General features: G+C 45.5%; 15 protein-coding genes and 2 tRNA genes. 2 read left to right on the forward strand and 15 right to left on the reverse strand.

Annotation, left to right across the window (positions count from 1 at the left end; translation table 11 throughout):
• Positions 1-64: 64 nt before the first annotated feature.
• From rluF to ACFPYJ_RS02465, 3 genes are read right to left on the reverse strand one after another with little or no spacing between them, the layout of a single operon-like run.
• Complete coding sequence (rluF, locus tag ACFPYJ_RS02455) at positions 65-760, reverse strand: 23S rRNA pseudouridine(2604) synthase RluF (RefSeq protein ID WP_379186462.1); 696 nt, start codon at positions 758-760, stop codon at positions 65-67.
• Between the two features lie 8 nt (positions 761-768).
• Entirely contained in the window at positions 769-1,497 is a 729-nt protein-coding gene (locus ACFPYJ_RS02460; RefSeq protein ID WP_379186463.1) for an NAD(P)H-binding protein, read from the reverse strand.
• 58 nt (positions 1,498-1,555) lie between these two features.
• Positions 1,556-3,643 carry an ATP-binding protein gene (locus tag ACFPYJ_RS02465; RefSeq protein WP_379186464.1) on the reverse strand — a complete coding sequence of 696 codons (2,088 nt, stop codon included), beginning with the start codon at positions 3,641-3,643 and terminating at the stop codon, positions 1,556-1,558.
• 497 nt (positions 3,644-4,140) lie between these two features.
• Between ACFPYJ_RS02465 and tadA the strand changes: the two genes are divergently transcribed.
• On the forward strand, positions 4,141-4,635 hold the full coding sequence (gene tadA / locus ACFPYJ_RS02470) for a tRNA adenosine(34) deaminase TadA (protein ID WP_379186465.1): 495 nt from the start codon (positions 4,141-4,143) through the stop codon (positions 4,633-4,635).
• Between the two features lie 17 nt (positions 4,636-4,652).
• On the opposite strand, the gene ACFPYJ_RS02475 is transcribed toward tadA, so the two are convergent.
• Complete coding sequence (locus ACFPYJ_RS02475; protein WP_379186466.1) at positions 4,653-4,826, reverse strand: Spo0E family sporulation regulatory protein-aspartic acid phosphatase; 174 nt, start codon at positions 4,824-4,826, stop codon at positions 4,653-4,655.
• A 239-nt stretch (positions 4,827-5,065) separates the two neighbouring features.
• Here ACFPYJ_RS02475 and ACFPYJ_RS02480 point away from each other — a divergent pair.
• A tRNA-Arg gene (locus ACFPYJ_RS02480) sits at positions 5,066-5,142 on the forward strand.
• Positions 5,143-5,668: 526 nt separating this feature from the next.
• Here the strand turns inward: ACFPYJ_RS02480 and ACFPYJ_RS02485 are convergent.
• From ACFPYJ_RS02485 to ACFPYJ_RS02535, 11 genes are all read right to left on the reverse strand, one after another.
• Entirely contained in the window at positions 5,669-6,754 is a 1,086-nt protein-coding gene (locus ACFPYJ_RS02485; protein ID WP_379186467.1) for a hypothetical protein, read from the reverse strand.
• Between the two features lie 160 nt (positions 6,755-6,914).
• Positions 6,915-7,067, reverse strand: a complete 153-nt coding sequence (locus tag ACFPYJ_RS02490) for a small acid-soluble spore protein P (RefSeq protein ID WP_379186468.1) — start codon at positions 7,065-7,067, stop codon at positions 6,915-6,917.
• Positions 7,068-7,140: 73 nt separating this feature from the next.
• Positions 7,141-7,317, reverse strand: coding sequence for a hypothetical protein (locus tag ACFPYJ_RS02495; RefSeq protein ID WP_379186469.1), 177 nt, complete (start codon positions 7,315-7,317; stop codon positions 7,141-7,143).
• Positions 7,318-7,345: 28 nt separating this feature from the next.
• Positions 7,346-7,693, reverse strand: a complete 348-nt coding sequence (locus ACFPYJ_RS02500; RefSeq protein ID WP_379186470.1) for a hypothetical protein — start codon at positions 7,691-7,693, stop codon at positions 7,346-7,348.
• A 115-nt stretch (positions 7,694-7,808) separates the two neighbouring features.
• Positions 7,809-7,897 (reverse strand) — tRNA-Ser (locus tag ACFPYJ_RS02505).
• A 108-nt stretch (positions 7,898-8,005) separates the two neighbouring features.
• Entirely contained in the window at positions 8,006-9,280 is a 1,275-nt protein-coding gene (serS, locus tag ACFPYJ_RS02510) for a serine--tRNA ligase (RefSeq protein ID WP_379186471.1), read from the reverse strand.
• Positions 9,281-9,363: 83 nt separating this feature from the next.
• Entirely contained in the window at positions 9,364-9,948 is a 585-nt protein-coding gene (pdxT, locus tag ACFPYJ_RS02515; protein WP_379186472.1) for a pyridoxal 5'-phosphate synthase glutaminase subunit PdxT, read from the reverse strand.
• A gap of 48 nt (positions 9,949-9,996) precedes the next feature.
• A complete protein-coding gene (pdxS, locus tag ACFPYJ_RS02520; protein WP_379186477.1) occupies positions 9,997-10,881 on the reverse strand; it encodes a pyridoxal 5'-phosphate synthase lyase subunit PdxS in 885 nt (294 codons plus the stop codon).
• Between the two features lie 358 nt (positions 10,882-11,239).
• Positions 11,240-12,532 (reverse strand): D-alanyl-D-alanine carboxypeptidase family protein, encoded by a 1,293-nt coding sequence (locus ACFPYJ_RS02525; protein WP_379186473.1) that lies wholly within the window; start codon positions 12,530-12,532, stop codon positions 11,240-11,242.
• Between the two features lie 215 nt (positions 12,533-12,747).
• Positions 12,748-14,205, reverse strand: coding sequence for an IMP dehydrogenase (guaB, locus tag ACFPYJ_RS02530; RefSeq protein WP_379186474.1), 1,458 nt, complete (start codon positions 14,203-14,205; stop codon positions 12,748-12,750).
• Positions 14,206-14,347: 142 nt separating this feature from the next.
• Positions 14,348-15,319 (reverse strand): putative glycoside hydrolase, encoded by a 972-nt coding sequence (locus tag ACFPYJ_RS02535; RefSeq protein WP_379186475.1) that lies wholly within the window; start codon positions 15,317-15,319, stop codon positions 14,348-14,350.
• Between the last annotated feature and the right edge of the window lie 505 nt (positions 15,320-15,824).

Genomic DNA, 15,824 nt, shown 5'->3' on the forward strand with positions numbered 1-15,824 from the left:
ATCATGTCGGATAGCGTTGGTTATTATTATTTCCCGGGAAAAGATAGATATAACATAGACAAGATTAATGGCTGTCCAGCAGCTCAAACAGCTCCGTAAGCTCATTAGCGGTTAAGTCGCGCCATTTGCCGTTTCCAAGCGTACCCAGATGTATATTCATAATCCGTACGCGGCGCAGCCGCCTTACATTATAGCCGAATGTAGAGCACATTCGGCGAATTTGGCGATTCTTGCCTTCAGTCAATATAATTCTAAAGACACGGTCGGCTTCCTTCACAACTTTGCATGGCAGGGTCATACTGCCCAGGATTCGAACTCCTTCACTGAGCGCTTTCAAAAATCTTGGCGTGACAGGTCGATCGACGGTTACTATGTATTCTTTCTCATGCTTGCCCTCTGCACGAAGAATACGATTCACGATATCCCCGTCATTGGTCAGCAGGATGAGACCTTCGGAATCCTTGTCCAATCTCCCTATCGGAAAGATACGCTCTGGATGATTGACAAATTCGACAATATTGCCCTCAACCTGTGCTTCTGTTGTGCTCGTAATCCCTACCGGCTTGTTAAGCGCGATATAGACATGCTCCTTCTGCTCGCCTATTCTTACATTGTCGACTCGCACGTCATCGCCAAGCTCGGCTTGACTGCCTAATTCGGCGATCTTCCCGTTAATTGTAATCCGCCCGGACTCTACAAGCTTATCTGCTTCGCGTCTTGAGCAAAATCCGGTTTCACTTATAAACTTATTAATTCTCAAAGCTTCACTCACCCCGCACTGTTTCCCATATGTTGTACCGCCGCAGCGGCGATTTCATGATTCTCATAAACGCGTACAGGACCGTTTTTGCCCAATAATTGATCGTTGAAGGCAGCTGCACGCATAGCGCTGGCAACCTTTGAATCCCGAATAGGCCGATATACACGCAGCGGCCCAACCGTTATAACGCGAAGGAGCGGACTCATCCAAATGGCGATTTTCTCACCCAGTCGAAATTCATTTCGTTTGCCGAGCAGCAGGGATGGCCGCATGATATGAAGCTCGCTCAGCCCGATAACGGCCAGTTCCTCTTCCATTTCACCTTTTACGCGGCTGTAGAAGATCGAGGAGGCCGACTTGGCACCCATTGCAGATATAACGACCATTTTCTTGACCCCGGCTTCTTTGGCCCATCTGGCAAGGCGAACAGGATATTCATAATCCACTTTACGGAATGCTTCCTGTGACTTTGCTTTCTTAATCGTCGTTCCAAGTGCACAAAATACGATGTCCACCGGCTGGATTCCAAGCGCCTCTTCCATGCTGTCCAGATCCGCTACAATGACATTCAGCTTCTGATTCCGGGTTTCGGGCCGGATATTCGTCAGCGGCCTGCGTACAAGCACCGTAAGCTTCTTACAGCGCTTATCAGCTAACAGCTGCTGGGTAAGCTTCTCACCGACTAATCCCGTTGCACCGACTACAAGGACATGATAACCCGCGCTGGCCGCAGTCATGAGTTCACCGCCCTTTTGGCTCTATTGTACATGATTTAAAGGAACATCGCTCGCGCTTCTACTCTTTATCCCGTTTCAGCGGGAGCGTAATCGTTACGGTAGTCCCTACGTTGACCGTGCTTCTTATTTCCATCGTCCCTTGATGACTTTGAATAATTCGCTGGCTGACCATAATACCGAGGCCTGTGCCTGTATCTTTATCGGTGAAGAAAGGATCCCCGAGCTTCGAAATCATCTCATCCGGAATTCCGATTCCTTCATCCATAATAGATACGCTGACTTCCTTATCCCCATAACGGGTAACCTCAATGCGAATCTGTCCGCCCTGCGGCATCGCTTCCATTGCATTCTTCAGCACATTGATAAATACTTGCTTAAGCTGATTCTCTTCACAAGAAATGCTGCAGTCTTCTTTACAAAAGAGCGGATCAAACACAATATTGCACAAATGGGCTTGGCTATCGAGCAGTGAGATGACATCACCCAGAATAAACCGAATGTCCTTATCTTCAAACCGCGTTGCCTGTGGCTTGGCCAAAATAAGAAATTCACCCACGATTAAGTTAATCCGATCGAGCTCCGTAAGCATAATATCGATATGGCGCGTATTGAGCTTCGACGTTTCTAATTGCAGCTGAAGAAAGCCGCGCAGTGTTGTAAGGGGATTGCGGATCTCATGCGCTACACCTGCTGCCAGCTGGCCGACCGTCGTCAGCTTCTCTGACCTTCGCAGAAGCTCCTCCATCTTATTGCGGCTTGTCATGTCGCGTGTAATACTTGCGATCGCTCTGATCGCCCCGTGTTTATCCCGGATAGGAGATGTCGTCACACTGACTGCAATCAATTCGCCTTGCTTCGTGACGCGCTCCGTCTCTCTGGCCTTCAACGGCTTGCCTGACTTCAGCTGTTCCATCGTTTGCTGCTCTTCCGTATGCAGATGCTCCGGAGCAAGCGGCAGGATCTGTCCAATTGCCTCCTCAGAGCTGTAACTGAATAACTGTTCGAAAGCATAATTAACCTGTGTAATTCGGCCCTCAAGATCAACAACATGGATCGCATCAGTGGTATGGTTAATAAACGATTCCAAGTATTCCTTCATGGACCGGTTCTCTTCAAAAGCCAGCTTAAGCTTGGTCATGTAGATACCCAGATTCTTGGACATCGCATTGACCCGTTGTGCCAATTGACCGAGCTCATCTTTCCGCCTGACCACGATCGAATTATCAAATCGCCCAAACGATACTTCATTAACCTTCCACAATATAGAGCGAACAGGTCGCAGTAAGATATCCGATAGCCAATAGCTGCAGAAGACGACAAGAATTAGCAATATGGCAGAAATAAAGATTTGATTGCTGCGCTGATCATCAATTTGTTTCATTAATGGCTGTTTATCGTACACAAGGCCGATAATATATGTAACTTCCCCTTGAACAGGAACAAAGCTTTTAATAACCGCTCGATTATTAATCGTCGTATAGTGGAAGACAGCATGTCCTTCTGCCGCCTCTTTGACACTCTTCTCATCCATCCCCTTTTCCCGGAAGGTATAGCTTCCAAAAACAACAGGCCTTTCTCCAAGCTGATTGAGCGTCGCTTCCTTGGGAATGCTCGTTATAGGCTCATGACCGAACCTCAAAGGATTAAATCCGCTGATTTCAAGCAATATTGGAGAATTTACAATGGTTGGAGATAAGAAAGAATCTGTGCCATTAGTCCCTAATGGATTCATAATCAAATCTGTATCTGTAGGATCTATGTAAGAACTGATAATTATATTTAATATTGGATCCTTATAGAAGCTCCACTTGCCGATATACCCTGGTCCTTGGTTTGACATCTTTGGGGACTCCGGCAAGAAATAGTCCGATTCGTTATCCCGCTGCTTCAACTTTCCGATCTCTGAGGGTTTTGAAGAGTATATCGTCTTATAGCCGGCGCCATCCGCAGCTAATAAGGAGATGTGAGTAACGCCTGCTTCTTTGGCAATCTCACTTAGCCTTATTTCACCAGCGTTATTGAGGCTGCCGTTCAGCTTCATAACTGTAATAAGCGATGCACGCTTTAATCGTTCATCTACAGCCATTTGCAGAAGATTCTGTTCTGTGGAATACTGAATTACGGATGATGCTATTTGTTGACTCATACGTACCATATCCGTCTCTATATCTGCCCTCAGGCTGACCCTGGTCGAATATTCGTTCAAAACCACATTAAGAACAAGCAATACAAACACAATGAACGAAATCATAAAGGATAACTTTGTCTTGACCGACAATATGCGACACACCCTTCACGCAACTTGTGGACATCATCTAATTGGATCATATCATAATTGTCATAAAATGAAAGCTCAGGACACATCATTTCAACTTGATTCCTTATTTCATTTTATTTTTCCAGTTGATAAGTGAGGGTTTTTTATATAATAAAAAAGTTATCCACAGATTTTCCCCATATTCACACGGATTAAGTCTAATATGTGTATAATCTTGTGAACAACTGGATACTTATACACATACTTATACACAAGCTGTTAACAACGAATGCTTGTTCGTGGCATAATTCGATTAAAAACGACAGTCGATTTATGTCGATTTCCAGATTTTTATTCAATAAGCGAGATTGGAGATACTACCAGTTATGAATAACTATTATTTTCAAGAGTCTGATTATCAATGGATGCGGGAAGCGATCTTAGAGGCAAAGAAGGCCGAACAACTAGGGGAGGTTCCAATAGGCGCAGTCATTGTAAAGAATGGGGAGGTTATTGGGAGGGGGTATAACTTAAGAGAAACGACATTTGATCCGACAGCACATGCCGAGATGATTGCGATTCGAGAAGCAAGCAGCCGTTTAGGCGCATGGCGTCTGCTGGACTGTACGCTGTATGTCACTCTCGAGCCTTGTCCAATGTGTGCGGGAGCACTTGTCCAAGGCCGAATTCAGAAGGTTATCTTTGGCACCGTGGACCCTAAGGCAGGATGTGCCGGCACCTTAATGAATCTGCTGCAAGAACCCCGCTTCAATCACGAAACCGAACTTGTCAGCGGCCTGCTGCAGGAGGAATGCGCTGACCTACTCAAGCAATTTTTCCGACAATTGCGAAGCCGTTCTTCTTCGCAGAAAGAAAGCTGATACAATCCGCAACAGAATTAGCTCAATAACTCTTTCTTCTGAATGTACTGTAGGGTTATAATAAGCTGGTCGGCTGCTTCACTGATCGCGAGTACTTCTGGATCGGTTAAACTCCCCCGCGTTTCAGCTGCCTCTAAGAGCTTTAAACGTAGCGCATGTAATTCATCGAGCAGCATAATTTTGTCCTTCATAGCGCTTCGTGATCGCTCCTTATCGCATAAAAAGTTACAGTTAGTAACAGATTAATTATATGATAAAGAGCTAATGAAATTTGTAAAATCTTGTCGATGAATATACTTTTTTTTCTAGAATTTTTCGACATTATTCATCATAAATTTAATTCTTTATACCTAGTTTCATTAAACATTTCCTAGTGATTTTATCACCCTTGCAAGAGCCAACAGCTTCGTGCTATTATTATCCTTGCCGCGCGCCCGTAGCTCAGCAGGATAGAGCGACAGTTTCCTAAACTGCAGGTCGTACGTTCGAATCGTATCGGGCGCGCCATAACTTATTGAGATCTTGAACCTTCTGTTATCCACAGGAGGTTTTTTTGTGCATATACGGTTTGCATCCAAAATCTTATCCACAGAATGAATCTTATCAGGAATGAAAAGCCGCTTTATGCACATCTCGAACATAGGTCATTAGTCCTATGCATAAAGAACTATTTATTATCACAATAGTTCCATTTTAATTCAACTCTTATAACCAATTTGCTCTGCTTAGGCTGCATGAAACTGTGCTCCACTCCGAAGCAAACATAGCTTTACCCATAGAAAAGAGCGCCTCCCGTCTGATTCGACTGTGACAGGATACGCTCTTTATCAAGAAGCTTGTTGAGCTGACAAACGATTAAACCAATATATAGGTTTCCTTGATTTTCCTTAATAACGATCATTTTGTTCAGATAAGGGTGTTATAGTCGCTGGGAGCTCCTCCAGAGCAGTTGAAGAACTGCCCGCATACCGCGGCTACATCCTCCGTGGGGCTCTCTATGGAGCGGCTGGAGCCTTGTATGATGCCCAATTAATTAGAGTCCGCTTGGCAGCGTCAGCATATCTTGGAGTTGTTCCACAGGAACAGCATCCTTAGGCAGCTCATACTCGAATTTCACCTTATCGTTAATATCGTCGTAGGACATCGTGAAGTGAACAGCCAGTTTCATCAGATTTTTCGGATCTGTTGAGTCTAGATTCACACGCATATCTTGATAAGTCATGTAGTCATCTTCAATGCCGCCGGTGAAGGACAATTCATTAATTTTGAGGTTCTTTTTGAGCTCATCCACCGTTTTTTGCGTTTCTCCTTCTTTCTTGTCAGCCAGATCCTTCTTAGCGGCTTCCAAGTCTTCTTTCTTCAACTGCAGTGCCTTCAAATACTCCTCATTCTTCAACAGAAGATCAATGATCTGTGGAGCAACTTTATCAATAACTGTGGTGATGGTTTGATCAACATTTTGCTGGTTAATGGAGAAACGAACAAATTTATCGCCTTTATACCCCTCTGGCAGCCCCTTGACATCTTCAGCCTTCGGCTCCGAAAAGTACGTTTTATCGTCAAAATTATCAAGCACTGTCTTCAGTATATCTTGGCTTAGCTTCTCGGTTTGTTCTGTATTTAATAATGCTGCCCCTGCCCCATTCTTCTGTTCTTCCTTCAGCTTGTTCAAATCAACCTCAATAAACTTGCCGGCAATCGTATCAGGCAGCGCGAAGCCTGGAATCTGCGGAACCTTCAGCCATACTTTATCTTTGGTTATAATAATTGGAATGGTGAGATTAACTTTCATGCCTTCACTGCCGAAGGAGAGATCCATGACGAGCTCTGAACGTTGAGGTTCTTTCTGCATCGCGCCATGAATTTTGATTGTAGCGCCTTTAAGTAATTGAACAATCATATTTGTCGCAGCCAGGGATTCCTCGTCGCCTATTTTATCCTGCGGGATGACTACATCATCGAATGCAAAATCTCCAGTAAACTTCAGTGATTTTGCTTCCTGTAATTTAACTAGTGCAGAAGCCATCTCCTCTTTGGGCGGCTTTGATGTGCTGCAGCCAGCCGTAATGACGACAAAGAGTGATAAAGCACCCAGAAGTCCAGATTTTAGAAATTTCATACATTTTCCCCCTAAACTATTTTAGCATCTCTCATTCTAACGCAAATCACAGAAATGAGGAAGTTATAAATCCGTATCTCGTCCCACTGCAACCTCAAAAAGCCCTCTTCCTCCAGTTATTAACTGGATTCAGAGGGCTCCCCATGGGTATTATTATCGGTTATCCTTGCGCATTATTATGTCTCGTATGATTATGCTGCTTGGTCTTCTTGGAACCTGATAACGGCTCTTGCAGTCCGGATCCCTGAGTGTTTTTATTACGTCCTCTCGACTCATCCGGATTTGGCACTGGAACGCTGTCTGGTTTACCCATCGTTCGTTTCCTCCTATGTCAATTATGAACCAGCTGATTACAGAGAAACTAGATTATCTCATCTGCTGCGACCTTAATTGTGTTGGTTATGCATATCTACAGGCTCATCATGATTCAGTGCGTCTTGATGACGCCGATCATTGGTATCCTGCTGCAGCTGCTGGGCATGATGGCTGTTTACTGGATTTTTGTCTAGATCCTCAGCTACATTGCTCAAGTTCTTATCTACATGGCTTTTATTCTTGGTCAACGTCTTCGCCTGCCTTCCCGCCTGCCGTTTATGCGTGCGTTAGCCCATGGAGGGCCTGTGCACACTCATGTATATGTCTCGTATAGTCCTGCACAAGCTGTTGAATAATATCGGTTCGCTCATCAACAGAACGGCCATCCTTTTCCACATCAACTAATGTTGTTTTAATCTCTCGGCTGTCCACGTATTTAACCCGGAAGTCAAAGTTATACGCTTGATGACCTGCCGCTTGTATCGTAATTCGAAGTGCTTTGGGATCGCCGTCGTCCGGTAAAACCGTTGCGCGGTCTGTTTCATTCACTGTATCGGGCAGTGTCCGCTGCCAGGCTTCTGCGAGCTGCTGTTGATCAATGCGGAGTTCGTCATGTTTACTCATCGTTTAACACCTCCATGCGGATAATATGCAGCACTGGCGGCTATTTTATGCGGAATCCTAAGATGCAAAAAGCGCCCAAGCTGCAAGCAACTTAGGCGCTATCATTGAAGTTATATGGCGGAGAGGGTGGGATTCGAACCCACGTGGAGTTGCCCCCTAACGGTTTTCAAGACCGCCCCGTTATGACCACTTCGGTACCTCTCCAGATGAAATCAAGTCACTTCTTAAGAAAGAAGACAAGAGATATCATACCACAAGCTAAAAGGAATATGCAACTCCTTTTTAGCTTGCAGCCTATTTATTTTCGAGAAACTAACCGATACGATCGATTCCGCCCATATATGAACGAAGAACCTCAGGAATAACTACCGTTCCATCCGCCTGTTGATAATTCTCCAGAATAGCCGCTAACGTCCGTCCAACCGCAAGGCCGGATCCATTAAGCGTATGAACGAACTCCGGTTTGCCCTTTGCTTCTGCACGGTAACGGATGTTTGCACGACGCGCTTGAAAATCCTCAAAGTTGGAGCAAGAGGAGATTTCCCGGTAAGTACCACCGCTTGGCAGCCACACTTCCAAGTCGTAAGTTTTAGCTGAAGTGAAGCCCATATCACCCGTACAAAGGGTCAGCACACGATAAGGCAGATCAAGCAGCTGCAGCACTTTCTCTGCGTTCATAGTCAGCTTCTCAAGCTCCTCATAGGAATTCTCAGGCTTACACAGCTTCACAAGCTCAATCTTATTGAATTGATGCTGGCGAATCAGACCGCGTGTATCACGCCCGGCAGAACCTGCCTCGGATCGGAAGCATGCACTGTAAGCGACGAAATATTGAGGCAGATCCTCTGCGGAGAGAATTTCATCACGGTGAATATTAGTAACCGGAACTTCTGCGGTAGGTATCAGGTAATAATCCGATCCTTCCAGCTTGAAGAGATCCTCCTCAAACTTAGGCAGCTGCCCGGTTCCAATCAAACTGTCCCGGTTAACGATATACGGGGGGAGCACTTCCGAATAGCCATGCTGATCGCTATGTAAATCCATCATGAAGTTAATTAATGCACGTTCAAGACGAGCACCTAATCCACGGTAAAAGGCAAATCGTGAACCGGTTACTTTAGCTGCACGTTCAAAGTCTAAAATTCCAAGATTCTGTGCAATTTCCCAATGCGCCTTTGGTTCAAACGGCAGTGTGGGCACTTCACCAACACGTCTAATTTCAACATTATCCTCTTCAGATGCACCTATTGGCACATCCCCGTTAGGGATGTTCGGAATCGACAGCGTCAGATCTCTGATTTCGATCTCAATAGCCCGAATTTCATCATCAAGCGACTTAATTCGGTCACCGACCTCGCGCATTTCCACGATTAATGCATCCGCATCTCCGCCGCTTTTTTTCAGCTTAGCGACTTCCTGTGATACCGTGTTGCGGCGATTTTTGAGCTGTTCGCTCTCTTGCAGCAGATCACGCCATTTACCATCCAGTGCAGGGAATTCAGCAATAAGATCAAGCGACTTGCCTCGGTTGCGAAGCGCCTGCTCTACTTGACCAAAATCATTTCTCAAAATTTTTACATCCAACACGAAAAGGCAGCCCCTCTCTAAATACCAGCGAAATATACTTTTAATATTGGCAAAAAGACTGCATAATCGCAGTCTTTAGCTGTTTATTCTTTAGCTGCAGCGGCTTCCTTAGCCATCTCCAAAAAATAAGCATGCAGACGGTAATCGTCTGTGAGCTCCGGATGATAAGAAGATGCCAGTAAATGGCCTTGTCTTGCTGTGACGATTTCATCTTTATAGGTGGAGAGTACTTCTACACTAGGAGAAACCTCTTTGATAAGCGGAGCACGTATGAACACGGCACGGATCGGCTCATCAATGCCTTTCACAGGCAAATCGGTCTCAAAGCTTTCCTGCTGACGTCCAAAAGCATTACGTGCTACAGTCATATCCATCAGCTCAAGGTGAGCCTCTTCCTGACCTTCGATACGCTCAGCAAGAACGATAAGTCCTGCGCAGGTTCCAAATATCGGCTTCCCCTGATTGGAGAACTCACGGATCGCATCTATAAAACCATACTTGCGCATCAGCTTACCGATCGTCGTGCTTTCGCCTCCGGGAATTATGAGACCGTCCAGCTCATCGAGCTCTTCAACCCGCTTAATTGCGACTGGCTCACCGCCAGCTGACTTAATACTCCGCATATGCTCCGCAACGGCACCCTGCAGTGCCAGAACGCCTATTTTCATCGATGTCGCCTCTTTCTTCCTAACCTTGCTATGCTAACCGTTAAAATTTTACAAACCGCGATCCTGCATACGTTCTGCAGCGGCAAGTTTGGAAATTTCGATTCCCTTCATAGGAGTACCAAGATTCTTCGATACTTCAGCAATTAATTTATAATCTTGGTAATGTGTAGTCGCTTCAACGATCGCACGACCAAATTTTTCAGGGCTGTCCGATTTAAAGATACCGGAACCGACAAATACGCCATCAGCGCCAAGGTGCATCATAAGAGCCGCATCGGAAGGTGTAGCAATACCGCCTGCTGCAAAGTTAACAACTGGAAGCTTACCAGTCTCATGTACATTCAACAGCAGCTCGTAGTTCACGCCGAGCGTTTTTGCTTCGTGGTACAGCTCGTCCTTGGACAGGTTCTGTACGTGACGGATTTGACCGAGAATAAGACGCATGTGACGTACGGCTTCAACAATGTTCCCTGTACCTGGTTCACCTTTCGTACGCATCATAGCTGCGCCTTCTTGAATACGACGAAGCGCTTCTCCAAGATCTTTGGCCCCGCATACGAATGGAACTGTGAAATCACGTTTGTCGATATGGAATACTTCATCTGCTGGAGTAAGGACTTCACTCTCGTCAATGTAGTCTGCGCCGAGTGCTTCAAGAACTTTGGCTTCAACAAAATGACCGATACGCGCTTTTGCCATAACCGGAATCGAAACAACTTTCATAACTTCTTCAAGAATTGTCGGATCAGCCATACGGGCGACTCCGCCTGCCGCACGAATATCAGAAGGTACGCGCTCCAGCGCCATTACTGCTGTAGCACCTGCCGCTTCAGCAATTTTTGCTTGCTCGGCGTTCATAACATCCATGATGACGCCGCCTTTTTGCATTTCAGCCATACCGCGTTTTACACGCGAAGTTCCTGTTTCCATGATCCAAAATCCTCCTAAAAGTTTTTGCGCGGCTCTGCCCAGCTGTACCTGACTAAGGTATCACGGAGCAAAAACTCACTTCGTAAGCATATTCTTAGTTTTTTCGTGGTTCCTACCCCATGACACCCACCAAAGTATCATGGATCAAACACTCGCTTCGTAAGCAAAATTCTTGGTTTTGCTTGGACCGGCGGCCCGTTACGGCTTATGTGTAGTCCTACTTGCTTTGTAAGCAATATCTAGGCGGCTTTGCATCGTTCTAATCGTTTCATCTCTCAACTGCTCTAACCACATATTTTACAGCATCCCTTACTAATCGACAACCATCAATTCATAGTAGAAAGCTTGCCTATCTGAGCCATTAAAATAAATCGACAATTCCTCTAAACAAGCTGCCGAAAAAACCTCCGATAGCGCGGAACAGCAGCCTCCACCAGCTGCCCTTTTTCACTTCCTCGGAAGTGATCAGTTTAACTGTTTTATCGATGGATTTGCCGGTTTCAGGATCTTTATACGTATACGTAACCGAGCCTACCTCCTGCCCATTGGCAATCGGTGCTACAAGCTCATCCTCTGTTTTTAACGTCAATTTGGTTTGAGTAATGTTAGGCGTTGAGCCCTTTTTCACAAAAAAGGTAACGTCTGAAGCTGTCATAATCGGCACTTCTTTCGAAACGCCTTTCTTTATTTTAACCTTCTCAGCTTTTTCTACCACGGTTTTTGGTGCAATAACGGTTTTCTGCTCAAAATTATTGAATCCATAATCAAGCAGCTTCGTCGTTTCTGTGAATCGTTTGTTAATTGTCTTAGCACCCATAACAACAGTTATCAAGCGCATATCGCCGCGCTGAGCTGTAGAGGTGAAGCAATAGCCTGCAGCACTAATATAGCCGGTTTTCATACCGTCCACACCATCGTAAGCGAACTGCTTTAATGAAGGAACCGATTTATTCGACGCTAGCATCCAGTTCCAGTTAATCATTGGATCTTTATCCCGCGGACGGAATTTATAAGAGGGGAGCTTGGAATAATCCAAGAATTCCGGATGTTTTTTCAGTAATATACTTGCAAATTTAGCGAGATCAGCTGCTGAAATGACAGTTGTCTCACTAAGCCCGGTTGCGCTTGTGAAATTAGCCGATTTTAAGCCAAGTGATTGCGCGGTTTCATTCATTTTCTTAACGAATCCCTGCTCTGTACCGCCAATTGAATCTGCTAATGCAACTGTCGCATCATTGGCCGAGCCTACTGCCATAGCAATATATAAGTCCTTTACCGTATGCTTATCACCAGCAGCCAAATAAATTTGCGAACCATCGGCCGGTGTTGAAGCCGCTTCTTCCGTAACGGTTACAATTTCATCCCATTTCTTACGTCCTGAAGCAATTTCCTCGAGAACAATGTACTCCGTCATCATCTTCGTCATACTTGCAGGCGGACGTGCCTCGTCTTGATTCACCTGATACAGCACTTGCCCTGTATCTGCATCAATAAGTATGGCTGATTTAACTTCAAGCCCCAATGAATTCGCTGGATATGAGTTACCAGCAGCAAAAGCCGCTGTCTGGCCTATAACAATCGCTAAAAGCATTCCGACCAACAGTGTAGAAATGACCGGAAACAAACGTACCGGTTTTTTATTCCGTCTCAACATATTCTCTCCTTTGCTCCCATGGTATCTAGTTTATCTAGCGTTTATTGTACCATATCAAACCCGTTTAAAAAAATAAAAGCAGGGAAAAAGGTCAATTCCCACCTTATCCCTGCCTTATTCTACTTCAGCTAGGAGTCTGCATGACAGTTGGCATCAACCGCCTTCTATCATCCATAAGATCTCATGCTTATAATCTATTTCTCATCCTACTCTATTTATAGGGAATAGTTTGGCGCTTCTTTCGTGATTTGAACGTCATGCGGGTGACTTTCACGCAAACCTGCTCCCGTGATGCGAACAAATTGTGTATCGTGTTTGAGCTGATCGATCGTTTGAGCCCCGCAGTATCCCATACCGGAGCGAAGTCCGCCGATCAATTGATGTACCGTATCTGCAAGCGGTCCTTTGTAAGGCAAACGGCCTTCAATTCCTTCAGGAACGAGCTTGTTCTCATTCTCCTGGAAGTAACGGTCCTTGCTGCCCTCTTTCATCGCACCAAGGGAGCCCATTCCGCGATACACTTTAAACCGGCGTCCCTGATAAATTTCGGATTCACCCGGGCTTTCTTCCGTCCCTGCAAAAAGACTTCCGATCATGATTGTGCTGGCACCGGCTGCAATCGCTTTGGTAATATCACCGGAGTACTTAATACCGCCATCTGCAATAATAGGTACATTATATTCACGTGCTACACTTGCACAGTCATAAATAGCAGTAATTTGAGGAACACCGATACCTGCGATAATACGTGTTGTACAGATTGAGCCAGGGCCCATTCCGACTTTAATGACCGAGGCGCCGGCTTCAATAAGCTCACGCGTACCCTCACCAGTCGCAACATTACCAGCAACAATAGTCAGATCGGGATATAAGCCATGAAGTTTGCGTACCATCTCGATAACATTCTTCTGGTGGCCATGCGCAGTATCCACGACAAGAACATCTACACCCGATTTTACTAATGCCTCAGCCCGTTCTGGTGTATCCTTAGCGATCCCAACAGCTGCGCCGCAAAGCAGTCTGCCTTGAGGATCCTTAGCCGCGTTAGGGAACTGTATAGCTTTCTCTATGTCTTTAATCGTTATAAGCCCTTTGAGGGTATTCGTATCATCAACAAGCGGCAGCTTCTCGATCTTGTGCTTCTGGAGGAGCACTTCTGCCTCTTGGAGCGTTGTTCCTACCGGCGCAGTAACCAGGTTCTCATGCGTCATAACATCGCTGATTTTCATCGAGTAGTCATGTATGAATCGCAAATCGCGATTGGTTATAATTCCGACGAGCTTCTGATTCTCATCAACAACCGGTACACCGGAGATCCGGTACTTGCCCATAAGCTCTTCTGCATCATAAACGTGGTGATCGCGAGTCAACGAGAATGGATTAGTGATGACTCCGCTCTCTGACCGTTTAACACGATCTACCTCTTCTGCTTGCTGAGCAATTGACATATTTTTATGAATAATCCCGATGCCGCCTTCACGTGCCATCGCAATCGCAAGTGCAGCTTCAGTAACTGTATCCATTCCGGCACTCATTAGTGGAATGTTCAGTTTCACGTTTGCGCTGAGATTGACAGAAACATCAACTTCACGCGGCAGCACTTCTGATTTGCGGGGTACAAGCAGTACGTCATCAAAGGTTAGTCCTTCTTTGACAAATTTATTTTCCCACACCTTTATATTCCTCCATCCTATTTGGCAGCAAATAACCAGCTTTGCACACCATATCTTTGTTTACTCTGGCGTATATTATTGCAATATTAGCAGAGGGGGTAGGGGCTGTCAAGATTGCGGCACGCGGGGGATTTTGCCGAATTTATGAACGATAATCATATTTACAATTCGAGCTCCAAAGCAAAAATTGCTTAATTCCCTGTGCCTTCGCCGCCTCAACCTGTTTACGGATCTGTTCTGATTGGTACTGTTGGTGCGGATGTACCCACGTTGCTGTGAAGCCTTGCAGCCATGGACGTATCTCAGCCGGCCGCTGTTTCCTTTCTCTAGAAATGTACTTATTACGCTCCTGGGCATCCTTCATCGCATGCTTGATAATCGCTGCAGGAGCAAGGTCCGGCTGCTTTACCCCATACATGCCTGTCGAATAGTGTGAAGGATAGGTCATGGGTGAAATAACATCAACCGAACTGGTGATCCCACGCCAGGACTGACCGATCCCCATATCGTTCGGAGAAGAGGTCACAAGACCAAACACATCAGCGGAAACTCGGACACCCTGTCTATTCATCTTTACTCGGGATTCATGAAGAAACTGGCTGATGATTTCCGGCTTTGTCTTGTTGCTGTGCCCGCTGTAGCGAACTTCACGATCGACTTTTGCTCCATTATCCGGAAAACGAACATAATCGAACTGAATTTCATCAAACCCCAATGAAGCAGCCTCCATAGCGATGGATTGATTGTAAGAGCGTACAGCTGGTTGATAGGGATCTAACCATGCGTGACCCTGCGTATCTTGCCATACCCCGCCGCTGCGCGACTGCAGTGCCATAGAGGGATATTTGCGGGCATACAAAGGATCTTTGAACGTTACGATCCGGCCAATTACATAAATGTTTTTTTTCTTTAATTTTTGCAGCAATTGCCGAACATCTGATATCGCCGGTTCATTATCAGCTCCGATCGATTTAATCTGTGACAGATCGGAACGATACGTTAGCTTCCCATAATCATTCTTCACATCAATAACCATCGCGTTCAAATCGGTTCGCTCAATTAAAGCGATTAGCTGATTTAATCGTTTCTTGCTTCCTGCTACCCAGCCTGACACATATATCCCTCTAATGGGGTCATCAGGCTTATGTAAAGATACATGTGTTTCTGCAAGAGTCTTAGTGTGGGAGTGAATTGTTATTTGATTTTTGGGACGGGAATCAGTTGTCAGTTGTCTAGTACTCCGTAAAATAAATTTATTCCGTGGAGTATCGGCTGCTGCAGCTTTCTTCATTATGAGATCAGGGAGCCCATGATCTCCAGGCTTTAATTGGACTCCGCCATCGGTGTGATCCTTGGAATCACACCCTGTAATTCCAACTAAAACACAGGCAACGAGTCCGACTAGCCTTACTCTATACATCAACAAGATATGCATCCCCTTCCACAATTCCTAAAGACTGTTATCCTTAGTATGAGCCTTACAGCGCGCTCTGTTGTGAAGGAGATGTCACCAGTAATGGTCGTTATTGGTTATTTATAAGAAGAGATAACAACAACAAAAAACCGACCGCATGACTGCGGTCGGTTGTTCGTGCTTGGCGACGTCCTACTCTTCCAGG

Origin of the sequence: Paenibacillus solisilvae (genome assembly GCF_042656405.1) — a bacterium.
GTDB classification, from domain to species: domain Bacteria; phylum Bacillota; class Bacilli; order Paenibacillales; family Paenibacillaceae; genus Paenibacillus_Z; species Paenibacillus_Z solisilvae.